Origin of the sequence: Kitasatospora sp. NPDC059327 (genome assembly GCF_042752535.1) — a bacterium.
GTDB lineage: Bacteria > Actinomycetota > Actinomycetes > Streptomycetales > Streptomycetaceae > Kitasatospora.
Map to the genome: position 1 here is coordinate 54,001 of NZ_JBHYYB010000008.1, position 24,294 is coordinate 78,294.

Consider the following 24,294-nt stretch of genomic DNA (forward strand, 5'->3'; position numbering starts at 1 on the left):
TCCCGAGACACCGCCCCCCGCCGCCCCGCAGCCCTGCTGCGCGCGGTGCGTGCGTGTGCGAGTGCGCGATCTCAGTGGTGAGCCGGACCGGCGTCCCTTCGCCCGATTCCCTCGAAGGCCCCAGGCCCCCTCCAGGCTCCCCGCGTACCGCCCGCGGTGTCTCCCGTGTTGCTCCCCAGCTCGTCTGCGACCACCCGGGAGGCCTCCATGGCACAACCCAGCACCGCTGTCCTCTGCACCGACCTCGGTTTCGAATGGCCCGACGGCACGACCGTGCTCGACGGCTTCCACCTCGCCGTCGGCCCCGGCCGGACGGGCCTGATCGGGCTCAACGGCGCGGGCAAGTCCACCCTGCTGCGCCTCGTCGCCGGGGAGCTCACGCCGACCGCCGGCACCGTCAAGGTCGGCGGCGAACTCGGCTACCTGCCGCAGGGCCTGACGCTCGACACCGGGCTGAGGGTCGACGAGGCGCTCGGCATCCGGGCCACCCGCGAGGCCCTGCACGCCATCGAGTCCGGCGACACCGACCAGCGCCACTTCGACGCCGTCGGCGACGACTGGGACGTCGAGGAGCGCGCCCGCGCCGCCCTCGACCGGCTCGGCCTGCAACGGCTGGCCCTCGACCGGACCACCGGCGAACTCTCCGGCGGCGAGGCCGTCCTGCTGCGGCTGGCAGCCCTGCTGGTCCGCCGCCCCGACGTCCTGCTGCTCGACGAGCCGACCAACAACCTCGACCGGTCCGCCCGCGAGCGGCTGTACGAGACGGTGGCCGGCTGGAGCGGGGTGATGGTGATCGTCAGCCACGACCGCGAGCTGCTGCGGCACGTGGACCAGATCGCCGACCTCAGGGACGGTGAAGTCAGCTGGTACGGCGGCAACTTCGCCGACTACGAGCGTGCCGTCGCGGCGCAGCAGGAGACCGCCGAGCGGCTGCTGCGCCATGCCGAGGCCGATGTCGAGCGCCAGAAGCGGGACTTGGTCGAGGCCCGCGGCAAGCTGGAGCGCAGCGCCAGCTACGGCAGGAAGCGCTCGGTCACCCGCAACGACCCGCGGATCGTCGCCGGCAAGCTGAAACGCCAGGGCCAGGAGACGGCGGGGCGGCTCCAGGGCATGCACACCGAACGGCTGGAGGACGCCAAGCAGCGGCTCACCGCCGCCGAGGAGGCCGTCCGGGACGACGCCGAGATCCGGATCGACCTCCCGCGCACCGCCGTGCCGGCCGGGCGCACCGTGCTCACCCTGCAGAAGGTCCGGATGGCGTACGGCACCACCGTCGACCTCGATCTGCGCGGGCCCGAGCGGATCGCCCTGACCGGCCGCAACGGCTCCGGCAAGAGCACCCTGCTGCGTACCGTCGCGGGTGAACTCGCTCCGCTGGAGGGGGAGATCACCACCCCGGTGCCGCTGTGCCACCTGCCGCAGCGGCTCGACCTGCTGGACGACCGGCTCACCGTCGTGGGGAACGTCAAGCTGTTCGCCCCGTCGGCGGGGGACAACGCGATCCGGGCCCGGCTGGCCCGCTTCCTGTTCCGCGGCGGCCGGGCCGACCAGCTCGCCGCCACCCTCTCCGGGGGCGAGCGGTTCCGCGCCACGCTGGCCGCCCTGCTGCTGGCCGACCCGCCGCCGCAGCTCCTGCTGCTCGACGAGCCGACCAACAACCTCGACCTGGCCGGCGTCCGCCAGCTCACCCAGGCGCTCGCCGCCTACCAGGGCGCGCTGATCGTCGTGAGCCACGACCTGCCGTTCCTGCGCGGCCTCGGGATCACCCGCTGGCTGGAGCTGGACGGCGAACTGCGGGCGGTGGAGCCGATGTAGCCGCGGTGGCCCCCTGGCCCGGCCCTGGGCCGGGCCGGGTCAGGCGCCGCCGGGCTCCGTCGCCGGCCGCGGCTTGCCGGCGACCCGCGTACCGAGCCGGTCCAGCCCGATCACCGTCGCCGCGAGGACGACGAACTCCACGGTCAGCAGCGCGATCTGACCCCAGACGTAGCCGTAGCCCTTGGTCGTCGGGTCGAAGAAGAAGTAGGGGTAGGGCATCGGGTAGTTGGAGAACAGCGCGTTGCGGGCGAGCACGATCGCCGCGTAGCCGAGCGGGAAGGCCAGCCAGAGCGGGATGTCGCGCCAGGCGGAGGCGTTGCGCGGCTTCAGGGTCAGCCAGTCGATGATGACCATCACCGGCGTGACGTAGTGGAGGAAGAAGGACGACCAGTGCTGCAGCTTGTCCGGTCCGTCGAAGAGCCCGGGCAGCGGGTTGGCGCCGTGCTCCAGCAGGATGTGCGAGACCAGTCCGGTGATCAGGATGTAGAGCGTGGCGGCCCCGCGCAGCCGGGGGGCGGGCGCGTCCACCGTGCCGCGCTTGACCATCCAGTAGACCGCGCCGATGAAGTAGCCGAGCACGATCACATTGCTCTGGACGGTGAAGTAGACCAGCGGGGCGGTCTGGAGGGTCAGGCCGAGGCCTGCCGAGAGCACGATGCCCATGCGCCACCAGAGCGCGGGGCTGGTCCGGACTGACATGCGGTCACCAGTTCGTTTCAGGCGATACGGGAGGTATCGGGCGGTAGCGGGGGGAAGGTCGCACTCTACTCGCTGGTAGGGCCGGGACGGAAGAAACGTCTCCGCAGGTGGTGGGCACCTGCCCGCCCGCCGCCGCCCGCCGCCCGCCCGGCCCGCAACCGCCGCCGCCCACCGCCCTCCCGGCCCCGGCCGTCACCCCGGCAGGACGAAGCCCGACTCGTACGCGGCGATCACCGCCTGGGTGCGGTCGCGGGCCCCGAGCTTGGCCAGCACGCCGCCGACGTGCGTCTTGACCGTCTCCTGGCTGAGCACCAGCCGCCCGGCGATCTCCCCGTTGCTGAGCCCGGTGGCCATCAGCCGCAGGACCTGACCCTCCCGCTCGGTGAGCCGGTCGATCGGCCCGCGCCCGGCGCCGGCCGGCCGCCGCCGGGCCGGCACCTGGCGCAGCGCGAGCTCCCGCACCGCGGCCGGGAAGAGCAGCGAGTCCCCGCGCGCGACCAGCCGCACCGCCTGCACCATCTCCTCCGCGCCGGCCCGCTTCAGCAGGAACCCGGCGGCGCCGGCCCGCAGCGCGTCGTACACGTGGTCGTCGTGCTCGAAGGTGGTGACCACCAGGATCCTGGGCGGCTCGGACATCCCGCCGACCAGCTGCTCGGTGGCCCGGATGCCGTCGATGCCGGGCATCCGGACGTCCATCAGCACCACGTCCGGGCGCAGCTCGCGCACCAGCGGGACGACCTCCGCGCCGTCGGCCGCCTCGCCGACCACGGTGAGGTCCGGCTCCGCGTCGATCACCACCCGCAGGCCGGTCCGCACCAGTCGTTCGTCGTCCGCGATCACCACGCGGACGGTTCCGGTCGTGTCGTTCATCGTTCCCCTTCCAGGGGCAGCCAGACGGCCAGCCGCCAGTTCGCGCCGTCGTCCGTCGGACCGGCCGCGCACCCGCCGCGCAGCACCGCCGTCCGCTCGCCGATCCCGCGCAGCCCCCGGCCGCCACCGGGCCGGCCGGGCCGGCCGGGGCGGTCCGGGCCCAGCGGGTTGGTCAGTTCGATCTCCAGCCGGCCCGGCGCCCGCCCCACCCGCAGCCCGGCGGGCGCCGGCCCGGCGTGCCGCAGCACGTTGGTCAGACCCTCCTGGACGATCCGGTAGGCGTCACGGGACAGCGCGGCCGGCAGCCGGTCCAGGCCGGGGGCCAGCTCGGCGTCGACCGCGACGCCGGTGCGGGCGAGCTGACGCAGCAGGTCGTCCAGTCCGGCCAGGGTCGGCCCGGTGGGCTCCGCGTCCGTCCGGTCCTCCTCGCGCAGCAGGCCGAGCACGGCGTCCAGCTCGGCGACGGCCGCCCGTGCGGTCTCGCCGATCGCCTGCAGCGCCTCGGCGGCGAAGTCCGGGTCGGACCGCAGCACCCGGGCTGCCGCCGAGGCCTGGATGCCGACCGCGCTGAGCGCGTGGCCGACTGAGTCGTGCAGCTCGCGGGCGAGCCGGTTGCGCTGGGCGAGGACGGTGGCCCGGCGTTCGGCGGCGGCCAGCCGCTCCTCCGGGGCCGGGCCGAGCAGCACGGGCGCCCACCGGGCCAGCAGGGCGCCGAGCCCGGCGCTGACGGCGAGGATCAGCAGCAGGAGCGACAGGCCCAGCACGGGTCCGGGCAGCCAGGAGGGGAAGCCGCGGTCCTGCCGGAAACGCACCACGTGGTCCATCGCGGGCCCGCCCAGCGGGGAGATCGTCAACACCAGCGCGAACGGCGCACCGGCCAGCGTCATCCCGCTGACCAGCCCGCCGAACAGCACGTGCAGCACGTACCAGGCGGCGGTCCGCCGCCGGGCGGCCCAGGAGCGGGCCGGTCCGGTGGCGACCTCCTCGGCCCGGTGCGGCGCGCAGAGCGCCCGGGCCGCCGCCCCCTCCAACGCCCGGACGGTCGGGACCAGCGCGGTGACGGCGGCCATCGGCAGCGAGAGGCCGAGCGCGGCGAAGTAGAGGAGCAACTGGACCACCGGACCGTGCGCCGGGTTCAGCGCGCCCAGCAGCACGGTCGACAGGATCCAGTAGGGCATCAGCAGCGCGCCGCCGAGCACCAGGTGCACCCAGCGCAGCCGGGCCCGCCGGCCGACCAGCGCGCCGCCCATCCGCCGTGCCGTGCCGCCCGTGCCCGCCCCCGTGATCACCGGGCCGACTCTACGGGAGCCGTCCTGGCGCCGGGGGAGAGCGCCGAGACCACCACCGCCGCCCGCTCGGTCGGCGGTTCGAGCGTCGGGTACGGCACCGTGGCGGCGCGGGCGGCCCGGACCGCCCGCGCCGCGCACCCGGTCGGCGGTGGTCTTCGTGGTCATGCCCCCACGTTCCCGCCCGGTACCGGCCCGGGTCGTCCGTCCCGGCGACGATCCGCCTCCCCCGCCGGGGGGAGCCGCCGGCCCGGGTCTCCGGGGAGGAGACCCGGGCCGGCGGCTCCGGCGGCCTACGGGACGATCGGCTCGCAGCCGATCGCCGTGCCACCGGCGGCGAGGAACTGCTTCCAGAGGTCCTTCTCGTCCGGGAAGAGCCCGCTGCCGCCCACCCCGGGGCTGTACTTCCGGTCGAGGTGGAAGTAGGCGGGCTTGCCCTGGCAGGTGGCGACGGCGTTCTCGCCCGAGGACCCGATCCACCGGGCCCGCCCGTAGGCCTCCGTGCGGGCGTCCCGCGGGTCCAGCGCGCTGACCCGGGGGTCGGTGGTGATCGTGAAGGAGGCCACCGTGTTCAGGCCGCTCGGGGAGGAGACCTCGCAGGACCAGACCGGGGCGAACCCGGCGGTCACCGTCTGCCGATACCCCTCGCCGGCCTGCGGGTCCCGGGTCGGCGCCATGCCGGGCAGGCCGCAGACGTTGCCGAGGTCGGCCGGCTGCGGGGTCGCCGCGGCGGACAGGGCGGACGGGGCGGGCAGCCCGCCGCCGCATCCCTTCTTCTCCGCGGCGGTGTTGGCGAAGGCCACGGCCAGCGTCGCCATCCCCGCGGCACGGCCGCCGACCCTGTCGTCCGACCCGAGCAGCCGGACCTCGGCCCGCATGGCCTGGGGACAGCCGTCCGGGAGCAGTGCCCAGGCGCGGGAGTCCAGCACGGCACCGGTGGAACCACCGGCGAACAGCCGGGCCTCCGGCGTCGTCGGCGGCGCGACCTCGTCCCCGGGGAGCGCGAGGGCGAGCGCAGCGGACCGGCCCGTCGGGCCGAACAGCCCGTACGAGACCGTCACCCGGCAGGCGGCGGTCCCGTCGTAGGCGCCGGGCGACCAGCCGTCGCTCTTCTCCTCGCTGATCCGTCCGGGGCCCAGGGCCGCGTGCACCTCGTCCGCCGTCGCGGCGTCGCCGCACACGCTGTCCGGTCCCAGCACGTTCGTCAGGTTGTAGAGCAGCACCCCCGAGACGCCGGCCGTGATCGCCACGATCACGGCCGCCGCCCGAAGGCGCAGCCGCCGGGTGGTGAAGCCGCGCCGGTTGAGGGCCTCGTCCGTGCGGCGCAGCGGGCCCGCGGGCGTGTCCGTGCTCCCGCCCGTGCGGTCCTGTTCTGCCGTCATGCCGTCATCACCCCCTGCCCAGCGCGCCGTTGTAGGTGCGGTCGATCGCCGTCGAGTAGTTCTGCGTGACGCCCTCCATGAGCTGTTGGGTCACGCCGCCGGTGGCGTCGACGTCCCGCTGGGAGACGCCCGACAGCACGGCCTTGTACTCGATCATGGACTTGAGCTGTTCCTCGCCTGCGGAGTAGTTCTTGCTGAGGTCGCCCTGGGCCTTGGTGTCGAGCTCGGCGTTGGCCTTGTTGGCGTAGTCGGCGGTGCCGACGTCGACCAGCCGTTGGGCGATGTCGCCGAACGGGCCGGGGAGGAAGTAGTTCACCGGGGTGCCGTAGATGTGGTAATCGATCTTGGACTGCCAGTTGTTCTTGAACTTCTGGTCCTCGCGGTGGTCGATCAGGACGTCGCCGCGCACGCCGTCGAGGGCGCCCAGGGCCTGGCCGGCCTCCTGGGTGAAGCCGGCGAACTTCGGGTTCACCCGGCCGGTCGCGTCGGGCTTGAAGTCGTCCGGGCCGTAGGTGTCCATCCGGCGGGCGATCTCCTGGGTCTCCGCGGTGTGGATCACCCGGAAGGCCTCCGGGTCCTCGGCGGAGCCGCGGATGGTGCGCAGCAACTGCTCGCGGCCGAAGGTGAGGCCGCTGGGCTCGGAGCCGCCGCGGACCTCCTTGCCCAGGATCTCGTGCACGTCCGGCGCGTAGTCCGCGATCATGTTGCCGAGCGGACGGCGCAGGCCGGCGGGCAGGCCGTTCTCGCCGCCGGCCTTGTCACCGCCGAGGGTCGCGACGGTCTCGTTCATGATCCGGGACATCGCGGGGTCGTGCGGGCGGGGCGGCTGGTTGCCGTGCGGGTCGCGGCCGGTGGCGGCGGCCTCCAGGGCGTCGCCGAAGGCGCCGCGCGAGGAGTCGCGCGCGACGCTGTCGAGCAGCTTGTCCTCGTAGCCCTGGTTGGGCCACGTGCGGTCCTTGAGCAGGTAGTCGAGGTTCTTGTTGGCGCCCGGGTCGAGGAACTCCTTGGAGGCCTCCGGGTTGCGGCTCATCGCCCGCATCAGGCCGCCCATGGGGTCGTCCCGGTCGTAGAGCGGGCCCCACAGCTCGGCGCCCTTGTTCTTGCTGTGCTTCTCGTAGTCGACCAGGTCGTTGCCGACCTTCTCCAGGAACGCCTTGTCGTAGTCGCCCTTGGCGCCCATCAGTTGGGTGAGGACCGGGTAGTTGTCGTTGAACCCGGCGGCCGAACCGCCGGGCCTGCGGGCGGCCTTGAGCAGGCTGTCCTGCCACTCCTTGCCCATCCCGCCGTCCTTGGTGGCGGTGGCGAGCACCTGGGACAGGTTGCCGTAGATGTCCTGGTAGTCCTTGGCGCCGCGGTCCCCGTGCGCGTAGCCGTCGTAGCTCTTGGCGTACACCAGCAGCGCGTCCGGGCCGGTCTTGTCGCCCGCCCCGAGGCTGTTGAGCAGGGTGGTGGAGAAGTCCTTGGAACCGGAGCCGGCGGCCATCAGGTTCCGCAGCCGCAGCCGTTCCTCGTCGGAGAGGCTCTGGCCCTTGCCCAGCAGGTCGGCGGCCCGCTTGGCGTCGGCCACGTCGCCGCCGCCGTACGGGCTGGCGTTGAAGGCCGTGGTGCTGGTGCCGACGTCGGTCTGGAGCGCGGACGAGGCGCGCTGGTCGGCCGCGGTGGCCTGCTCGACGGCCCTGGTCAGCCGGTCGGATATCGCCTGGGCCTTGCCCTTCATGTCGACCTGGTAGGTGCGCAGGAGCTCCTGGTAGTCGGGGTCGTTGTGACCGACGCCCGACATCGGCGGCCAGCTGACCGCGCCGTCGGCGTCCACCACGAGCTGCTGGCCCTGTGCGTCGTGGAGCGTCGCGTCCAGGTCCTTGCGGGCCGCGGTGAAGTCCGAGGCCGCGTCGCGGATGATCGCCGCGAGGGCGGTGGCGACGCCGGAGGCCTGGGTGAAGTCGGTGTCGATGGTCTTGAGGGTGCGGCCCGCGTCGTCGGCGGCCGCGCCCTGCCAGCCCGCCCGCTGCGGGGTGGTGGTGAGGTCCGTGCCGACCCGGGTGTCGAGCGAGGTGAGTGCCTTGGCCATGTTGGTCCAGGCCTCGGCCGTCTCGGTGACGCCGGAGAAGTCGGCCTCGTGCAGTTCCTTGAAGGACACCATGCCTCTGGGGCTCCTCTGTGAGTTCTCGGTTCTCGGGGCCGGGGGCTCAGTGGCCGAACTGGCCGGCGGTGGCCTGCTCGTGGGCCTGGTAGGTGCGCTGGGTCGTGTCGAGGTTGTCGGCGGTGGCGGTCAGCTTGTCGTGCAGGCTCTTGCACTGCTGCAGCCAGCGTTCGGTGGAGCCGGTGAGGGCGGCGCCGAAGGAGAAGCCGCGGATCCTGGTGGCGGCGGTGCTCGCGTGCTCGGCGAGGTTGTTGCCGCCCTTGCCGTTGGCGCTGTCCAGGTCGGTGGCGATCTGCCGGGCGATGCCGGCCGAGGCGTTGAGCTCGTGCGGCCGGTCCAGCCGGGTGGTGGGCGCGGACGGCGGCGGGCCGGGGGAGGGATTCGGGGTGGGGCCGGCCGCGAACGGGGACGTGCCCGGTGCCGAGATCGGGATGACGGTGTCCGGCGACGGGTTGCGAGGTGCGCCCGGCGGGGAGGCCGGCTGGACCGGCCCGGTGGTGAACCCTGGGGAAACCATGTGCGTCTGCTTCCTTTCCTCCGACGAGAGGTCAGAACCCTTGTGGCGGCAGGACGACCGTACCGGCCCGCCCCGTAGGTGTACCGACGCACCCTCCGTCACCCCGGTTGCACGGACCGCGTCAAGGATTCGCCAGGGCCGTGTCGGCGGGCGAAGGGTCTTGTTACCGGCGGGTCGCTTCCCTATCATCGCGAGTGTTACAGCTTTACTGTCAAACCCCGAAGGGGTGGTGGCCGTGCGTGGCCCCAGCAGCCCCGGCCCGCTGGCCGGCGTCCGGGTGGTCGAGCTCGCGGGGATCGGCCCGGGCCCCTTCGCGGGCATGGTGCTGGCCGACCTCGGGGCCGACGTGGTCCGGGTGGACCGGCCCGACCCCTCGCCGCTGACCCAGGAGCCGGCCTACGACGTCACCAACCGCAACAAGCGCTCGGTGCTGGTCGACCTGAAGTCCCCCGGCGGGCCCGGCCAGGTGCTCGACCTCGTCGAACGCGCCCAGCTGCTGATCGAGGGCTACCGGCCCGGCGTCGCCGAACGCCTCGGCGTCGGCCCGGAGGCCTGCCTCGCCCGCAACCCCGCCCTGGTCTACGGCCGGATGACCGGCTGGGGCCAGGACGGCCCGCTGGCCGCCCGGGCCGGTCACGACATCGGGTACGCGGCCGTGGCCGGAGTGCTCGGCCTGATCGGATCCCCCGAACAGCCGCCCGCCGTGCCCGCCAACCTGCTCGGCGACTACGCCGGCGGCTCGCTCTACCTGGTGGTCGGCCTGCTCGCCGCCCTCCACCACGCCGGCGCGACCGGCGTCGGACAGGTCGTCGACGCGGCCATCGTGGACGGCGCCGCCCACCTCACCACCGTGCTCTGGGGCCTGCTCGCGGCCGGCCGGTGGCAGGACCGCCGGGGCGTCAACCTGCTCGACGGCGGTGCGCCCTGCTACGCGGTCTACCGGGCCAAGGACGGCGGCGACCTCGCCGTCGGCGCGCTGGAGCCGCGCTTCTACGCCGAGTTCGCCCGGCTGCTGGAGCTCGGCCCGGACGCGCCCGGACAGTACGACGTGGCCCGCTGGCCCGAACTGCGGGAGCTGATCGCGGCCCGCTTCGCCACCCGGACCCGCGCCGAGTGGGAGGCCGTCTTCGCCGGTTCCGACGCCTGCGTCGAACCGGTCCTGACGCTGCGTCAGGCCGCCTCGTACGAGCACCTGGTGGCCCGCGGCACCTATGTCGAGGCGGACGGCGTGACCCAGCCCGCCCCCGCGCCCCGGTTCTCCGCCACCCCCGGCACGCTGCGCCGCCCGCCGGCCCGGCCGGGCGCCGACACCGCGGCGGTGGCCCGCGACTGGGGCGTGCCCGCCCTGCTGCCCCCGGACGGCCGGACCGCCCCGGACGCCCGGCTCACCCCGGACGGCGCGACGACCCCGGACGCCCGGACCACCCCGACCACCCCGGACGCCGAGGCCCGATAAGGAGCTTGCCGTGGAACGCGACATCTACGCCGAGGAGCACGAGGACTACCGGGCGACCGTCCGGTCCTTCCTCGCCAAGGAGGTGCTGCCGCACTACGACCGCTGGGAGCGGGCCGGCATCGTGGACCGGTCCGCCTGGCTCGCCGCCGGCCGGCAGGGCCTGCTCGGGCTCGCCGTCCCCGAGGAGTACGGCGGCGGCGGCACCGCCGACTTCCGCTACGCCGCCGTACTGGCCGAGGAGTTCGCCCGCGCGGGCGCCTCCGGTCTGGCGATCGGCCTGCACAACGACATCATCGGCCCCTACCTCACCTCGCTCGCCACCGACGAGCAGAAGCGCCGCTGGCTGCCCGGGTTCTGCAGCGGTGAGCTGATCACCGCCATCGCGATGACCGAGCCCGGCACCGGCTCCGACCTCCAGGGCATCCGCACCCACGCCGTCGACCAGGGCGACCACTACCTGCTCAACGGCGCCAAGACCTTCATCTCCAACGGCATCCTGGCCGATCTGGTGGTGGTGGTCGCCCGCACCACCCCCGAGGGCGGCGCACGCGGTCTGAGCCTGCTGGTGGTCGAGCGCGGGATGCCCGGCTTCGAACGCGGCCGCAACCTCGACAAGATCGGCCAGAAGGCCCAGGACACCGCCGAGTTGTTCTTCGAGGACGTCCGCGTCCCGAAGGCCAACCTGCTGGGTGAGGAGCACCAGGGCTTCCTCCACCTGATGCGGAACCTCGCGCAGGAGCGGCTCACCATCGCGGCCGCCGCGATCGCCGGGGCCGAGTACCTGGTCGAGATCACCACCGCGTACGTGAAGCAGCGCGAGGCCTTCGGCCGGCCGCTCGCCAAGCTCCAGCACATCCGCTTCGAGATCGCCGAGATGGCCACCGAGTGCGCGGTGACCCGCGCCTTCGTGGACCGCTGCATCACCGAGCACAACCGCTACGCGCTCACCCCGGCCGACGCCTCGATGGCCAAGTGGTGGGCCACCGAACTGCAGAAGCGCACCGCCGACCGCTGCCTCCAACTCCACGGCGGGTACGGGTACATGACCGAGTACCCGGTCGCCCGCGCGTTCACCGACGGCCGCATCCAGACCATCTACGGCGGGACCACCGAGATCATGAAGGAGATCGTCGGACGCTCCCTGCTGGGCTGACTCCGCTCCCGCCGCGACCGGCCCCGCCGAACCCGCTCGCCCGGACACCCCTCGCCCGGACACCCCTCGCCCGGTCAGACCCCCGAAAGGCTCTCCACCGTGACCACCGAAGCGTACGTCTACGACGCGATCCGCACCCCGCGCGGCCGGGGCAAGGCCAACGGCTCACTGCACGGCACCAAGCCGATCGACCTGGTGGTCGGCCTGATCCACGAACTGCGCCGCCGGTTCCCGGAGCTGGACCCGGCGGCCGTCGACGACATCGTGCTCGGTGTGGTCAGCCCGATCGGCGACCAGGGCTCCGACATCGCCCGGATCGCCGCCATCACGGCCGGCCTGCCCGACTCGGTGGCCGGCGTCCAGGAGAACCGCTTCTGCGCCTCCGGCCTGGAGGCGGTCAACCTGGCCGCCGCCAAGGTCCGTTCGGGCTGGGAGGACCTCGTCCTGGCCGGCGGCGTGGAGTCGATGTCCCGGGTGAAGATGGGCTCCGACGGCGGCGCCTGGGCGATGGACCCGATGACCAACTACGAGAACCACTTCGTCCCCCAGGGCATCGGCGCCGACCTGATCGCCACCATCGAGGGCTTCTCCCGCACCGATGTGGACGCCTTCGCCGCCGAATCGCAGGCCCGTGCGGCCAAGGCGCAGGCCGACGGCCTCTTCGACCGCTCGGTCGTCCCGGTCCGCGACCGCAACGGCCTGGTCGTGCTGGAGCGCGACGAGTTCATCCGGCCCGGCACCACCGTGGAGACCCTGGCCGGACTGAAGCCCTCCTTCGCCGGCATCGGCGAGGCCGGCGGCTTCGACGCCGTCGCCCTGCAGAAGTACCACTGGGTGGAGGCCGTCGACCACGTCCACCACGCCGGCAACTCCTCCGGCATCGTCGACGGGGCCGCCCTGGTCGCGATCGGCAACCGCGGCATCGGCGAGCGCTACGGCCTGCGCCCGCGCGCCCGGATCGTCTCCGCCGCGGTCTCCGGGTCCGAGCCCACCATCATGCTCACCGGGCCGGCCCCCGCCACCCGCAAGGCGCTCGCCAAGGCCGGGCTGACCGCCGCCGACATCGACCTGGTCGAGATCAACGAGGCCTTCGCCGCCGTCGCCCTGCGCTTCGTCCGCGAGCTCGGCTTCCGCCCGGACCAGGTGAACGTCAACGGGGGCGCGATCGCCCTCGGGCACCCGCTCGGCGCCACCGGCGCGATGCTCCTCGGCACCGTGATCGACGAGCTGGAGCGCCGCGACCTGCGGTTCGGCCTGGTCACCCTCTGCGTCGGCGGCGGCATGGGCATCGCCACCGTCGTCGAGCGCGTCTGAGCCTCCGGTCGCCCGCCGCCGCGCCCGCCGGCGGCGCGGTGCGCGCGGCACCTCCCTTGTCCCGGCCCTCACAGGAGATTCCAACCCCATGAGCGACACCACCACCATCCGCTGGGAGCAGGACCAGGACGGCGTGGTCACCCTCGTCCTCGACGACCCCGCCCAGTCCGTGAACACCATGAACGAGGCCTTCACGGCCGACTTCGACGCCACCGTCGAGCGCCTCGCCGCCCTCGGTGACGAGTTGCGCGGCGTCGTGATCACCTCGGCGAAGAAGACCTTCTTCGCCGGCGGCGACCTCCGGATGCTCTCCGCCGCCCGCCCCGAGGACGCCGCCGCCGTCTTCGAGAAGTCGATGCGGATCAAGCGGGCGCTGCGCCGGCTGGAGACGCTGGGCAGGCCGGTGGTCGCCGCCGTCAACGGCAGCGCGCTCGGCGGTGGCCTGGAGATCGCGCTGGCCTGCCACCACCGGATCGCCCTGAACGCGCCCGCTGCCCGGATCGGCCTGCCCGAGGTCACCCTCGGCCTGCTGCCCGGCGGCGGCGGAGTCGTCCGCACGGTGCGGCTCTTCGGCATCACCGACGCCCTGCTGAAGGTGCTCCTCCAGGGCCGCCAGTACCGCCCGGAGCAGGCGCTCCAGCACGGCCTGGTGCACGAGTTGGTCGACACCCCGGAGGAGCTGACCGCCCGGGCGCGCGCCTGGATCGAGGCCAACCCGGGCGCCGTCCAGCCCTGGGACGTCAAGGGGTACCGGATCCCCGGCGGCACCCCGGCCACCCCGGCGCTCGCCGCCAACCTGCCCGCCTTCCCGTCCAACCTGCGCAAGCAGCTGGCCGGCGCGCCCTACCCGGCGCCGCGCAACGTGCTGGCGGCGGCGGTCGAGGGCGCCCAGGTGGACATCGACACCGCGATGGTGATCGAGGCCCGCTACTTCACCGAGCTGGTCTGCGGGCAGACCGCCAAGAACATGATCCAGGCGCTGTTCTTCGACCTGCAGGCGGTCAACGCCGGGGCCGGCCGGCCGCAGGGCGTCGAGAAGCGGACGGTGCGCAAGGTCGCCGTGCTCGGCGCCGGCATGATGGGCGCGGGCATCGCCCACACCTGCGCCAAGGCCGGCATCGAGGTGGTGCTGAAGGACGTCACCGTCGAGGCCGCCGAGCGCGGGAAGGCCTACTCCGCCGCCCTGCTGGACAAGGCGCTGGCGCGCGGCCGCGGCACCGCGGCGCAGCGCGAGGAACTGCTCGCCCGGATCACCCCCACCGCCGAGGCCGCCGACCTGGCCGGCTGCGACGCGGTGATCGAGGCCGTCTTCGAGAACCCCGAGCTCAAGCAGAAGGTGTTCCGGGAGATCGAGGACGTGGTGGCGCCGGACGCGCTGCTCTGCTCCAACACCTCCACCCTGCCGATCGGCCTGCTCGCGGAGGGCGTCGGGCGCACCGCCGACTTCATCGGCCTGCACTTCTTCTCGCCGGTCGACAAGATGCGGCTGGTGGAGATCATCCGCGGCCCGCGGACCGGTGACGAGGCGCTCGCCCGTGCCTTCGACCTGGTCCGCCAGATCGACCGGACGCCGATCGTGGTCAACGACTCGCGCGGCTTCTTCACCTCCCGGGTGATCGGCCAGTTCATCAACGAGGGTGTGGCGATGGTCGGTGAGGGCGTCGACCCGTCCTCCGTCGAGCAGGCCGCCGCCCAGGCCGGCTACCCCGCCAAGGTGCTCTCGCTGCTCGACGAGCTGACGCTCACCCTGCCGCGCAAGATCCGCGACGAGTACCGGCGCGCGGTCGAGGAGGCCGGTGGCACCTGGACCGCCCACCCGGCGGACGCGGTGGTGGACCGGATGGTCGACGAGTTCGGCCGCCCCGGGCGCAGCGGCGGCGCCGGCTTCTACGAGTACGGCGAGGACGGCCGACGCGGCCGGCTCTGGCCGGGCCTGCGCGAGCACTTCACCTCGGCCGGGGCCGCCGTCCCGTTCGAGGACCTCAAGGAGCGGATGCTCTTCAGCGAGGCGCTGGACTCGGTGCGCTGTCTGGAGGAGGGCGTGCTGACCTCGGTCGCCGACGCCAACGTGGGCTCCATCCTCGGCATCGGCTTCCCGGCCTGGACGGGCGGTGTCTTCCAGTACATCAACGGGTACGAGGGCGGCCCGGCCGGTTTCGCGGCCCGCGCCCGCGAGCTCGCCGCCGGTTACGGCGAGCGGTTCGCGCCGCCGGCCCTGCTGGAGCGGATCGCCGCCGAGGGCCGGACCTTCACCGACTGACGCCCGGACGGCTGGGCGGGTCGGCGGGCTCCTCCGAGCGTGCCGCCTCGCCCAGCTCCTCGCGCAGTGACCGCTGGAACGCCGTGACCAGCGCCTGCGCGACCATCGGCTGGATGTGGTCGGTCAGCTCCTTCATCCGCTCCAGCTCGGCCGGTGCCGGTTCGCTCTCCCGGTAGGGCTTCCAGACCGTCTCGCGGAACAGCCGCTGCAGTTCGTGGGCCGTCGCCCGGCTGTGCTCCAGGACCACCGCGCGCGCCGCCCGCAGGGTCTCCAGCGGGATCGGCACGTTCAGGATCCGCACCCCGAGCGGCAGCAGCCCCGGATCCACCCGGAACACCTCCGGGTCCGCCGTCCGCTCCAGCGCGCCCATCGCGGCCAGCCGCGCCAGCTGCTCCGGTGAGAGCCCCCGCCCGGCCCGCCGCTCCAACTGCCCCCGGCTCAGCTCCTCCGCCGCCTCCGGGGTCCAGGAGGCCACCAGGGCCCGGTGGATCGCCAGGTCCAGCGGCGTGCTGTCCTGCGGCAGTGACGCCAGGTAGCGTTCGATCGCCGCCAGGGTGAGCCCCTGGCGCTGGAGCTCCTCGATCAGCCCGAGGCGGTCCAGGTGATCCGCGCCGTAGAGCCCGACCCGGCGCGGTCCGAGCTCGGGCGGCGGCAGCAGCCCCTTCGTCCCGTAGAAACGGACGGTCCGCACCGTCACCCCGGCCCGCGCCGCCAGCTCGTCGACCGTCAGCCGGATCTCGACACCCTCCCGCGCCGCCATCCGCCACCCCTTCGGCCCCGTCGCACCAGTGCTGTAACAGCAGCAGTGTGACAGTGACCGGCCGGCCGGTCCACCGATGTCGTGCGGCGGACCGGCCGGCCGGGGCCCCGGGCGGCGACCGTCGTCGGCCGGGCTCGGCGTCAGCGGGATCCGGCGTCGGCGAGGTCCGGGTGGTGGCGGCGGGTGACCTCGGGGTGGGCGCGGGTGTAGCCCTTCCACTCGTTGAGGCCGAACTCGGCGAAGAGCGGGTTGCCCGGGTCCTGGGTGGCGCCGGGGGCGTGGTGCGCCAGGGGGAAGTCCAGCGGCTCGATGTGGGCGTCCAGGCGGGGGTTGTAGAAGAACGGGACGGAGAAGCGCTCGCGGGCGCCGGCCGGGCTGACCACGCGGTGGTTGGTGGCCTTCAGGTAGCCGTCGGTGGCGACCTCCAGCAGCTCGCCCAGGTTGACCACGAAGGCGCCCTCCAGCGGCGGGACCTCCAGGAAGCTGCCGTCCGCGCGCTCGACCTGGAGGCCGCCGACGGTGTCCTGGAGCAGGAGGGTGATGAAGCCGTAGTCCTTGTGCGCGCCGACCCCCTGGCCGGCGCCGTCGGGCGCGGTACCGGGGTAGCGGACCAGCTTCAGCCGCAGGTGGGGGTGGCCGGCGAAGGCGTAGTCGTAGAACTCGGGGCCGGCGCCGATCGAGGTGAGGAGTTCGTGCAGCAGCCGCCGGGCGACCGCGCCGAGGCGGTCGATCCAGCCGAGCGCGGCGGTCCGCAGCTCCGGCAGTGCCGCGGGCCACTGGTTCGGGCCCTCCAGCCACCAGTAGGGCGGCTCGCCCTGCCCCGGGACGTGCGGCGGCAGCTCGGCGCCGATGTCCAGCTGGTCCCGCCAGTCCTGGCTGCCGCCGGTGAGCTCGTCGCCGGTGCGGGTGTAGCCGCGGAAGTGCGGGGAGTTGAGGTTGCTCACGGCGAGCCGGTCGGCCTGCGGGAGGGCGAAGAACGCCCGCATCGCGTCGATCAGGGCGGCCGTCTCGGCCGGGGTGACGCCGTGGCCGACGAGCTGGAAGAAGCCGACGCCGGTGGCGGCGGCCCGCAGCTCGTCGTGCAGGCGGAGCCGGTCGTCGGGGGTGCCGTCGGCGAGCGACAGGTCGATCACGGGGAGGGCGTTCGCGGGGGCGGCGGCCGACGGGGAGGTGGAGGGGTGCTGCTGCGTCATGGGTGACATCCGCTGTGTCTCGTCCTGGCCGTTCCCGGTGATCGACCGGGGATGCCGGGGCCACGCCTGGTGCGGCGGGAGCCCCGGGGCCAGGAGGGGGGACGCGGTCGGTCAGGACCGCGTGAGGGTGGGAGGCGCGAGGTTCAGCTGGAGCGTCGACAGGACATGCTCGTCACGCGGAGCAGGTCCACATGGCGGCGGCGAACGAGTATGAGCACGTCACCAGCCTAAATGACGGTAGGAGCGGCGGGGAGATCCGTGCGGCAGGGCAATGTCGTGCTCCTGACAATCGGTGGGCGGGGAGCCGGCCGCCGCCCCGGCCCCGTCCGTCCGGGGCGGCGGCCGGCGGTTCAGGCGAGGCGTGCCGTGGCGTAGGCCTCGATGGCGTCGCGCTGGTACGCCGCGAGGCCCGGGGCGATCGCCTCGTAGGCGTCGCGCCACAGCGCGTTCTCGACGCAGGACCGTCCGATCGCGCGGTACTCCCCGGCGCTGACCGGAGCGAGCGCGGTCAGCGCCCGGTACTGCCCGTCGATCTCCGCCTGCACCGCGTCGGCGTCGACGGGCGTGCCGGCCGCCATCAGCTCGGCCAGCCGGATCATCAGCGCGGTGCGTTCGCGCTGTCCGGCCTCGATCTCGGCCTCGCTCATCGTCGCCGCGGCCCGTCGGCCCTGTTCGGCCAGCTCCGGCCAGTCGCGCAGGGTGTCCTCGTAGTCGGCGGGCCGGGCGCCCTCGAACAGGTTCTCCGGTCGGTTGATACCGGTCATGGGAATGCCGTCCTTCCTGGACTGCTCCAGTTCGACGATCGTGCGGGAGACGGTGGCGGCCAGGGTGTCCAGCCGGTCGCGTTCGGCGAGCAGCCGCTGCCGGTGGCCGCGCAGGGACTCCAGCTCGTCCACCTGCGAGGCCAGGACGCGGCCGATCTCGGACAGGCCCACTCCGAGCGCCCGCAGCACCAGGATCTGCTGCAGGCGCAGCAACTGGGCCTCCTCGTAGTACCGGTGGCCGTTGGAGCCGATCCGGGCGGGCGGTAGCAGCTCGATCTCGTCGTAGTGCCGGAGCGCGCGGGCCGTGACACCCGACATTCGTGCGACCTCCGCGATCGGCCAGGCCATCGCCGTCTCCTCACGCCTTCGTCTCATCGGGCCGGTCTCTCCGGCCCTGAACAGGACGGTAGAAGCTGCCGCTGCGGCAGCTTCAAGTCCGGCGGCCCGCCGATTTTGGCAGAGCGTTGTCCGCGCCCTTGCCGTCCGCTGTACGGGTGCTAACCCGTCGGCCGCGAGAGTGAATCCAGATCCGGAACAGCCGACTCTCCCGAGCAGGAGCCCTGATGAAGCCTAAGATCCGCACCCGCGTCGTGATCGCCGCGGTGGTCGCCGTCACCGCCGCCGGCACCTTCACCGCCGGCGTCGCGGTCGCCCGGGCCGGTGACGACCAGGGCCGCCGCGACAAGGTCGCCGAGCCCGAGATCGCGGGGCTCTTCGACCAGTGGAACGCGGCCCTGCAGACCGGGGACCCGGCGAAGGTCGCCGACCGCTACGCGGCGGACGCGGTCCTGCTCCCCACCGCGTCGCCGAAGATCCGCACCAACCGTGCGGAGATCATCGACTACTTCGAGCACTTCCTGCAGAAGAAGCCGCGCGGCGAGAAGGTCCGTTCGGTGGTCAACATCCTGGACTCCGACTCGGCGGTCGACGCCGGCGTCTACCGCTTCCACCTCACCGACCCGGCGACCGGCGCGACCAAGGCGGTCGAGGCCCGCTACACGTACGAGTACGAGAAGCGCGGCGGGAAGTGGCTGATCGTCAACCACCACTCCTCGGTGCTGCCCGCCGAGGGCTGAGCCCGCCGTGCGCCGGACCGCCGTGCGCCGGACCGCCGCCGCGGGCCCCGGCCGGCGGCTCAGAACCCGGCGGGCCGGGCACCCGACGCCCGGGGCCCGGCCGGCCGCTGGGAGGCCTGCCGCGGCCCCGGGCGGGTGTCGGTCCGCAGACCGATCCGCACCGCGAGCCCGCCGCCGGGCGCGTCCCGCAGGGCCACCGCGCCGCCGTCGTCGGTCACCAACTGCTTGACGATGGCGAGCCCGAGGCCCGAGCCGGACCGGCCGGTCAGCCCCTGGCCGCGCCAGAACCGGTCGAACGCGCGGGACTGCTCGGCGGCGGACATCCCCGGTCCCTGGTCGAGGACCTCCAGCACCACCTCGTCGCCGGTCGCCGTCTCCAGCCGGACGGTGATGGTGGCGCCGTCGGGGGAGACCTCCAGCGCGTTGGAGAGCACGTTGTCCAGCACCTGGTCGAGGTTGCCGGGGCCGGCCAGCACGTGCAGGCGCTCGTCGGCGTCCCCGGTGAGGGCGATGGTCACCCCGCGCTCGTCGGCGGCCGGCCGCCAGACGCTCAGCCGTGCCTCGACCAGCTCGCGCAGCGCGAGCGGCTCCGGGGCCGAGACCTTGGCCTCGGCCCGGGCCAGCACCAGCAGCCCGCTGACCAGCCGGCTCATCCGGACCACCTCGGCGGTGGCCTGTTCGACGTCCTCGCGCACGAACTCGTCGTCCACGCCGTCGGCGATGTTGTCGAGGGACAGCCGCAGCGCGGTCAACGGGGTGCGCAGCTGGTGCGAGGCGTCCGCGACGAAGATCCGCTGCGAGGCGACCAGGGTGTCGAGCCGTTCGGCACCCTGGTTCAGCGTCCGGGCCAGGGTCTGGGTCTCCTGCGGGCCGGTGACGGGGGAGCGGGCGGTGAGGTCACCGTCGCTGAACCGGCTGGCCATGTCGTTGAGCAGCCGCAGCGGTTTGGTGAGCAGCCGGGCCACGATCGTGCCGAGCCCGGCGGCCACCGCCAGGACGCCGACCGCGAGGACCGCCCGGAAGCCCCAGATCCGCCAGAGCCGGTCGCTGAGGTCGGCCGTCGCGTACCGGATCCGGACCGCGCCGACCACCGGCCCCTTGTCGGCGGCGTCGGCCCGGGTCGCCTGATCGGCCCGGGCCGCGGCGTCGGGGCGGATCGCCCGGGCGTGGGCGGGCACCGTGACCACCAGCTCCGGCCCCCAGACGAGGGTGGACCCCCAGTCCGCGGTGCTCCGCCCGTCGCGCAGCGCGGCGGCGAAGGCCCGGTCCCCCGGGTGGGCGGGCAGCGGCAGCGGCGGGACGGCCGCCCCGTCGGCGGCCACCACCTCCACCGTTCCGGGCGTCTCGTCCGCGTACGCCCCCGCGACCCGCGCCAGCGCCTGCCGGGCTGGCGCGTCGCCGTCCCCGAGCAGCAGCGCCATCGTGGTCGCCTCGCGCCGGACCGACTCCTCGGTGTCCCCGCGCAGTTGCGCGGTCAGCGTGAACGCCACCGGCACGGTGAACGCCGCCAGGGCCACCCCGACCAGCAGCACGTAGCTGACGATCAGCCGGCGGATCATCCCGCGCCGCCGGCGTCGGTGTCGGTCCCGCCCGAGGGACCGGGCGGGCCCCCGTCGGCGCTCGGGTCGGGCACCGCCGGGGGCGCCACGACGAGCCGGAAGCCGACCCCGCGCACCGCCTCGACCGTCACCGCGCCGGCGAGCTTGCGCCGCAGCGCGGCCACGTGCACGTCCAGCGTCTTGGTCGGGCCGAACCAGTTGGCGTCCCAGACCGCCTCCATGATCTGCTCGCGCGACATCAGCGCGCCCGGCTCCTCGGTGAGGAAGGCCAGCAGGTCGTACTCCTTCGGCGTCAGCGCCACCTCCGCCCCGTCCAGCCGCACCCGGGCGGCCTTCCGGTCGACGGTGAGCCGGTGCCCGTACCGGTCCGGGCCGCTCCGCTCGTGTTCCTTCGGCCGGACCCGCCGCATCACCGCCCTGATCCGGGCGATCACCTCGCGCACCCCGAACGGCTTGGACACGTAGTCGTCCGCCCCGATCTCCAGCCCGACGACCCGGTCCGTCTCGTCGCTGCGCGCGCTGATCACGATGATCGGCACGTCGCCGCGCTCGCGCAGCACCCGGCAGACGTCCAGGCCGTCGGTGTCGGGCAGCCCGAGGTCGAGCAGCACCAGGTCGTAGGGCGTGCCGACGGCCAGGGCCGCGGCCCCGGTGGTCACCCACTCGACCTCGAAGCCGTACCGCACCAGCCCGCGCCGCAGCGACTCCGCGACCGGCTCATCGTCCTCCACCAGCAATACACGCACGAGGCGAACCCTATGGCCGGGCCGGAGCGCCGTCACACCGCCACCCGCCCGAGCGCCCGCACCTGGCGCCGGACCGGGCGCCGCACCGGGCCGCGTCACCGGCTCAGGCGCGGGCCGCGCCCGCCCTCCCCGCTGCCCGCGCCGCCCCCCGCCGTCTCCCGCAGGGCGGTGACCAGGTGGGCCAGGACGGGCCGGCTCCGGGCGCTGTCACGGACGGCGGCGTGGATCGCGCGGACCGGCTCCGGCGTGCGGACCTTCCGTACCGTCACACCGGGGTGGGGCCGGGCCAGGCCCAGCAGCGGGACCAGTGCCACCCCGAGCCCGGCCGCGACGAAGCCCTGCGCGGTCGGGTAGTCCTCGCTGTCCACCGCGAAGCCGGGGCGGAAGCCGGCCGCGGCGCAGGCGTCCAGGACGGCGTCGAGGCACGGGCCGGGCCGCTCGCTGCCGACCCACGGTTCCCCGGCCAGGTCGGCCAGGTCGAGGACGCGCTTCGTGCCGAGCGGGTGGCCCTTCGGCAGGACGGCGCGGTACGGATCGTCGAGCAGGTGGACGAGGCGCAGCCCGCGGTGCTCGCTCCGGTGGGGCCGGACCACCAGCGCCAGGTCGGCCCCGCCCCCGAGCACGTCCCGCAGCGGGTCCTCGGGGTCGGTCATCCCGAGGTCGAGCCGTACCCGCGGGTGCTCGCGGCGGAAGGCCGCCACGGCGGGCGCCACGAGGGCGGCGCCCGCCGTGGCGAAGTAGCGGACCGTCAGCGAGCCGCTGCGCCCGGCCAGCAGGTCGGCGAGCGCCGCCCCGGCCTCGGCCAGCTGCCGTTCGACGACGACGGCGTGCTCGGCGAGCAGGTGCCCGGCGGCGGTCGGCCGTACGCCCCGCCCGGCGCGTTCGAGCAGCGCCGTCCCGGTCTCCTTCTCCAGCGCCGCCACCTGCTGGCTGACGGCGGACGGGGTGCAGCCGAGCGCGGTGGCGGCCGCGCTCACGGAGCCGCCGGTGACCACCGCGCGGAGCACTTGCAGACGTCGCACATCAAGCATGCAGGCCAGCTTAACGATGATGCAGAACATTTCACTTGTCCTGCTCTGTCCCGGCACGGCAGCGTTCGTACCGGGGCCCCTGCGAGGGGCCGACGAACGAAAGGCAGGTGTCCCGTGCCGCGGATCGCCGTCCTCGCCCTGCTCTGGGGCTCGGGCTTCCTGTGGACCAAGCTCGCGCTGCGGAACGGGCTGACCCCGCTGCAGATCACCGTGGCGCGCTCCGCCCTCGGGGCCGCCGTACTGCTCCTGCTCGCCCGTTCCGCCCGTCAGCGGCTGCCGCGCGGCGCCGCGATCTGGCTCCGGCTCGCCGTGGCGGCCTTCTTCTGCAACGTGCTGCCCTTCTTCCTGGCCGCCCTGGGGGTGCGGACCGTCGGCTCGGGGCCGGCCGGGGTGCTCAACGCGACCACCCCGCTCTGGTCGCTGCTGATCGGCTTCGCGCTCGGGACGGAACGCGGCTGGCACGCGCGGCGTCTCGGCGGTCTGCTGCTCGGCTTCGCGGGGGTGCTGCTGATCTTCTCGCCTTGGCAGGGCAGCGGTCCGGCGCAGCCCGGCGGTACTCCCGGGTGGGGCGTCCTCGCCCTGCTGGGCGCGGCCGCCAGCTACGCGGTGGCCTTCACCTACATGGGCCGCGTGCTCACCGGCACGGGTACCGCCCCGCTCGCCCTCTCCGCCGCCCAGCTCACCGTCGCGGCCGGCCTGGGCACCCTGGCGCTGCCCGCCGCCACCGGCACCGCGGACGGGATCAACCTCCGCGCGCTGGCGGCGGTCGGCGTCCTCGGGGTGGTCTCCACCGGGCTCACCTTCCACCTCAACTACCGGCTCATCGCCGCCGAGGGCGCCACCGCCGCCGCCACCGTCGGCTACCTGCTGCCGGTCGTCTCCACCGGGCTCGGCGCGCTCGTCCTCGACGAGCCAGTGAGCCCGCGGACCGTCGCGGGAATGATCGTGGTGCTGGCCGGGGTCTTCCTGACCCGCCCGCGCCACCCCCGGGAACGGGTGGTCGCGGTCTCCCCACCCGCGCCGGCGGCCCCCGCGTCCTTCGTCCCCACCGACCGGGCGAACGGCGCGTGAGCTCCGAATCACCCTGGTGGACCCCCGACTTCCGCGCCCTGCCCACCGCCACCGCGCTCACCCGGCCCGGTACCGACATCGGCTGCGTCGCACTGCCGCTGATCGCCGTCGCCGCCCTCGACGCGAGCGCCGGGCAGCGCGCGGGGTCAGCCCTCCGTACGGGCGGCGGGCCCCTCCGTACGGGCGGCGGGCGGGAAGGGACAGCGGCGGGCCGGGCCGCCGCCGTCCTCGAAGGTGCCGAGCTCGGCGACGCGGTAGCCGCCCGGGTAGCTGCGCACCTGCCGGCCGTCGCGGGCCAGGCGCGGGCTGCGGCGCGGCGGCAGGAGACGGACGAGCCTGCCGCGCAGCCGCATCCCGGCGCGGACCGCGCGGCGCAGGGCGGCCGGCGGCCTGCGGTAGCCGAAGGCCTCGCGCAGCGGGTCGTCGAGCAGGCAGACGGACGACATCCGCAGGGAGGGCCGCAGCGGGGCCGGGTACCAGGAGGCCATCAGGCCGAGGGTCGCGTCGGAGACGTCCCGGCCGCCCCGGTCGTAGCCGAAGTGGGCGCGCTCGTAGTCGTCCAGCAGGCGCTCGAACCCGTCGTACGTCTCCGGGATGCCGCTCAGGCCCATCCGGCGGCCCAGTTCGCGGTAGTAGTTGGTGGTGGCCCGCACCTCGTGCGGCGAGTACGGGCGCCAGCCGTAGTCGTCCAGCCAGCGCTTGGGTACCACGACGAAGGTGGCGAGCACGTACCGGAAGTCGTCGTCGGAGATGTCGTACCGGCGGTGCATCCGGTTCATCCGGCGGACCGCCTCCCGGCCCTGCTCCGAGTCGAAGCCGTGCTCGACCACGGCCTCCAGGATCAGCACGGTGTCGTCGTAGCGCTTCTGCGGGCGGCGGGTGAACTCACCCGTCCGCGCGAGCAGCCGGCCGATGCTGGGTACCGCGTACGTGCGGTAGAGCGCGAAGCCGAGCGACTGCACGGTGTCCCACGGGAACTCGTACCAGCTGCTGATCCGGTAGATCTCGGTGAACTCCGTCTCCGGGTCCAGCTTCTGAATGTCCTTCAGCCAGTCGTATCGCTGCACAGGCCGACTGTAGGGACCGGTCCGGGGGCGGGTCAACGAGGCGGGTGGCCCGGGCGCCGGGCGTGGGGGGGGGCCCCCCCCCCCCCGGCGCATAAAAACATAAAAAGCGGCACCCGACCAACAAAAAGTAGATGA

The 24,294-nt window shown here is 74.2% G+C and carries 20 protein-coding genes; 7 read left to right on the top strand and 13 right to left on the bottom strand.

All coding sequences use genetic code 11. The features are described 5' to 3' along the window. Positions 1-207 precede the first annotated feature (207 nt). Positions 208-1,815: an ABC-F family ATP-binding cassette domain-containing protein gene (locus ACFXHB_RS07845; RefSeq protein WP_380572937.1), complete on the top strand. Its 1,608-nt coding sequence runs from the start codon at positions 208-210 to the stop codon at positions 1,813-1,815. Positions 1,816-1,854: 39 nt separating this feature from the next. Here the strand turns inward: ACFXHB_RS07845 and ACFXHB_RS07850 are convergent, their stop codons facing one another. From ACFXHB_RS07850 to ACFXHB_RS07875, 6 genes are all read right to left on the bottom strand, one after another. Next, entirely contained in the window at positions 1,855-2,514 is a 660-nt protein-coding gene (locus ACFXHB_RS07850; RefSeq protein ID WP_380572938.1) for a Pr6Pr family membrane protein, read from the bottom strand. Between the two features lie 192 nt (positions 2,515-2,706). After that, positions 2,707-3,384 (bottom strand): response regulator, encoded by a 678-nt coding sequence (locus tag ACFXHB_RS07855; protein ID WP_380572939.1) that lies wholly within the window; start codon positions 3,382-3,384, stop codon positions 2,707-2,709. Further along, on the bottom strand, positions 3,381-4,838 hold the full coding sequence (locus ACFXHB_RS07860) for a sensor histidine kinase (RefSeq protein ID WP_380572940.1): 1,458 nt from the start codon (positions 4,836-4,838) through the stop codon (positions 3,381-3,383). Before ACFXHB_RS07860 ends, ACFXHB_RS07855 begins: the two co-directional genes overlap by 4 nt. A gap of 125 nt (positions 4,839-4,963) precedes the next feature. Then, on the bottom strand, positions 4,964-6,052 hold the full coding sequence (locus ACFXHB_RS07865; RefSeq protein WP_380572941.1) for a hypothetical protein: 1,089 nt from the start codon (positions 6,050-6,052) through the stop codon (positions 4,964-4,966). Positions 6,053-6,059: 7 nt separating this feature from the next. Continuing rightward, positions 6,060-8,192 (bottom strand): hypothetical protein, encoded by a 2,133-nt coding sequence (locus ACFXHB_RS07870; protein ID WP_380572942.1) that lies wholly within the window; start codon positions 8,190-8,192, stop codon positions 6,060-6,062. Between the two features lie 46 nt (positions 8,193-8,238). Continuing rightward, positions 8,239-8,709 (bottom strand): hypothetical protein, encoded by a 471-nt coding sequence (locus ACFXHB_RS07875; RefSeq protein ID WP_380572943.1) that lies wholly within the window; start codon positions 8,707-8,709, stop codon positions 8,239-8,241. A gap of 229 nt (positions 8,710-8,938) precedes the next feature. Here ACFXHB_RS07875 and ACFXHB_RS07880 point away from each other — a divergent pair, with 229 nt between their 5' ends. The 4 genes from ACFXHB_RS07880 to ACFXHB_RS07895 all read left to right on the top strand — a co-directional run bounded on the left by ACFXHB_RS07880 (position 8,939) and on the right by ACFXHB_RS07895 (position 14,892). Beyond that, positions 8,939-10,165, top strand: coding sequence for a CaiB/BaiF CoA transferase family protein (locus ACFXHB_RS07880; protein ID WP_380572944.1), 1,227 nt, complete (start codon positions 8,939-8,941; stop codon positions 10,163-10,165). Between the two features lie 10 nt (positions 10,166-10,175). Further along, a complete protein-coding gene (locus tag ACFXHB_RS07885) occupies positions 10,176-11,318 on the top strand; it encodes an acyl-CoA dehydrogenase family protein (RefSeq protein ID WP_380572945.1) in 1,143 nt (380 codons plus the stop codon). Between the two features lie 99 nt (positions 11,319-11,417). Further along, a complete protein-coding gene (locus ACFXHB_RS07890; protein ID WP_380572946.1) occupies positions 11,418-12,632 on the top strand; it encodes an acetyl-CoA C-acetyltransferase in 1,215 nt (404 codons plus the stop codon). Positions 12,633-12,720: 88 nt separating this feature from the next. After that, positions 12,721-14,892 (top strand): 3-hydroxyacyl-CoA dehydrogenase NAD-binding domain-containing protein, encoded by a 2,172-nt coding sequence (locus tag ACFXHB_RS07895; RefSeq protein WP_380572947.1) that lies wholly within the window; start codon positions 12,721-12,723, stop codon positions 14,890-14,892. Here the strand turns inward: ACFXHB_RS07895 and ACFXHB_RS07900 are convergent. The 3 genes from ACFXHB_RS07900 to ACFXHB_RS07910 all read right to left on the bottom strand — a co-directional run bounded on the left by ACFXHB_RS07900 (position 14,882) and on the right by ACFXHB_RS07910 (position 17,957). Next, a complete protein-coding gene (locus ACFXHB_RS07900; RefSeq protein WP_380572948.1) occupies positions 14,882-15,652 on the bottom strand; it encodes a MerR family transcriptional regulator in 771 nt (256 codons plus the stop codon). The two genes, ACFXHB_RS07895 and ACFXHB_RS07900, sit on opposite strands and share 11 nt — an antisense overlap. 140 nt (positions 15,653-15,792) lie before the next feature. After that, positions 15,793-16,845 (bottom strand): isopenicillin N synthase family dioxygenase, encoded by a 1,053-nt coding sequence (locus ACFXHB_RS07905; RefSeq protein WP_380572949.1) that lies wholly within the window; start codon positions 16,843-16,845, stop codon positions 15,793-15,795. 350 nt (positions 16,846-17,195) lie between these two features. Next, a complete protein-coding gene (locus tag ACFXHB_RS07910; protein WP_380572950.1) occupies positions 17,196-17,957 on the bottom strand; it encodes a MerR family transcriptional regulator in 762 nt (253 codons plus the stop codon). A gap of 215 nt (positions 17,958-18,172) precedes the next feature. On the opposite strand from ACFXHB_RS07910, the gene ACFXHB_RS07915 reads away from it, so the two are divergent. Further along, positions 18,173-18,685: an SgcJ/EcaC family oxidoreductase gene (locus ACFXHB_RS07915; RefSeq protein ID WP_380572951.1), complete on the top strand. Its 513-nt coding sequence runs from the start codon at positions 18,173-18,175 to the stop codon at positions 18,683-18,685. A 59-nt stretch (positions 18,686-18,744) separates the two neighbouring features. On the opposite strand, the gene ACFXHB_RS07920 is transcribed toward ACFXHB_RS07915, so the two are convergent. The 3 genes from ACFXHB_RS07920 to ACFXHB_RS07930 form a co-directional block, all read right to left on the bottom strand. Continuing rightward, entirely contained in the window at positions 18,745-20,244 is a 1,500-nt protein-coding gene (locus ACFXHB_RS07920; RefSeq protein ID WP_380572952.1) for an ATP-binding protein, read from the bottom strand. Further along, positions 20,241-20,990, bottom strand: coding sequence for a response regulator transcription factor (locus ACFXHB_RS07925; RefSeq protein WP_380572953.1), 750 nt, complete (start codon positions 20,988-20,990; stop codon positions 20,241-20,243). The genes ACFXHB_RS07920 and ACFXHB_RS07925 overlap by 4 nt, the downstream gene beginning before the upstream one ends. Positions 20,991-21,085: 95 nt before the next feature. Then, positions 21,086-22,021 carry a LysR family transcriptional regulator gene (locus tag ACFXHB_RS07930; RefSeq protein ID WP_380572954.1) on the bottom strand — a complete coding sequence of 312 codons (936 nt, stop codon included), beginning with the start codon at positions 22,019-22,021 and terminating at the stop codon, positions 21,086-21,088. 123 nt (positions 22,022-22,144) lie between these two features. Between ACFXHB_RS07930 and ACFXHB_RS07935 the strand changes: the two genes are divergently transcribed. Beyond that, entirely contained in the window at positions 22,145-23,092 is a 948-nt protein-coding gene (locus tag ACFXHB_RS07935) for a DMT family transporter (RefSeq protein WP_380573044.1), read from the top strand. Between the two features lie 146 nt (positions 23,093-23,238). Here the strand turns inward: ACFXHB_RS07935 and ACFXHB_RS07940 are convergent, their stop codons facing one another. Beyond that, complete coding sequence (locus tag ACFXHB_RS07940; protein ID WP_380572955.1) at positions 23,239-24,159, bottom strand: oxygenase MpaB family protein; 921 nt, start codon at positions 24,157-24,159, stop codon at positions 23,239-23,241. Positions 24,160-24,294 lie beyond the last annotated feature (135 nt).

What these genes read in the sequence shown, in the direction of transcription:
- ACFXHB_RS07845 (WP_380572937.1), top strand. Translation starts at nt 208, where the DNA reads ATGGCACAACCCAGCACCGCTGTCCTCTGCACCGACCTCGGTTTCGAA.
- ACFXHB_RS07875 (WP_380572943.1), bottom strand. Translation starts at nt 8,709, where the DNA reads ATGGTTTCCCCAGGGTTCACCACCGGGCCGGTCCAGCCGGCCTCCCCG.
- ACFXHB_RS07865 (WP_380572941.1), bottom strand. Translation starts at nt 6,052, where the DNA reads ATGACGGCAGAACAGGACCGCACGGGCGGGAGCACGGACACGCCCGCG.
- ACFXHB_RS07895 (WP_380572947.1), top strand. Translation starts at nt 12,721, where the DNA reads ATGAGCGACACCACCACCATCCGCTGGGAGCAGGACCAGGACGGCGTG.
- ACFXHB_RS07910 (WP_380572950.1), bottom strand. Translation starts at nt 17,957, where the DNA reads ATGGCCTGGCCGATCGCGGAGGTCGCACGAATGTCGGGTGTCACGGCC.
- ACFXHB_RS07900 (WP_380572948.1), bottom strand. Translation starts at nt 15,652, where the DNA reads ATGGCGGCGCGGGAGGGTGTCGAGATCCGGCTGACGGTCGACGAGCTG.
- ACFXHB_RS07915 (WP_380572951.1), top strand. Translation starts at nt 18,173, where the DNA reads ATGAAGCCTAAGATCCGCACCCGCGTCGTGATCGCCGCGGTGGTCGCC.
- ACFXHB_RS07930 (WP_380572954.1), bottom strand. Translation starts at nt 22,021, where the DNA reads ATGCTTGATGTGCGACGTCTGCAAGTGCTCCGCGCGGTGGTCACCGGC.
- ACFXHB_RS07850 (WP_380572938.1), bottom strand. Translation starts at nt 2,514, where the DNA reads ATGTCAGTCCGGACCAGCCCCGCGCTCTGGTGGCGCATGGGCATCGTG.
- ACFXHB_RS07860 (WP_380572940.1), bottom strand. Translation starts at nt 4,838, where the DNA reads ATGACCACGAAGACCACCGCCGACCGGGTGCGCGGCGCGGGCGGTCCG.
- ACFXHB_RS07920 (WP_380572952.1), bottom strand. Translation starts at nt 20,244, where the DNA reads ATGATCCGCCGGCTGATCGTCAGCTACGTGCTGCTGGTCGGGGTGGCC.
- ACFXHB_RS07855 (WP_380572939.1), bottom strand. Translation starts at nt 3,384, where the DNA reads ATGAACGACACGACCGGAACCGTCCGCGTGGTGATCGCGGACGACGAA.
- ACFXHB_RS07870 (WP_380572942.1), bottom strand. Translation starts at nt 8,192, where the DNA reads ATGGTGTCCTTCAAGGAACTGCACGAGGCCGACTTCTCCGGCGTCACC.
- ACFXHB_RS07905 (WP_380572949.1), bottom strand. Translation starts at nt 16,845, where the DNA reads ATGACGCAGCAGCACCCCTCCACCTCCCCGTCGGCCGCCGCCCCCGCG.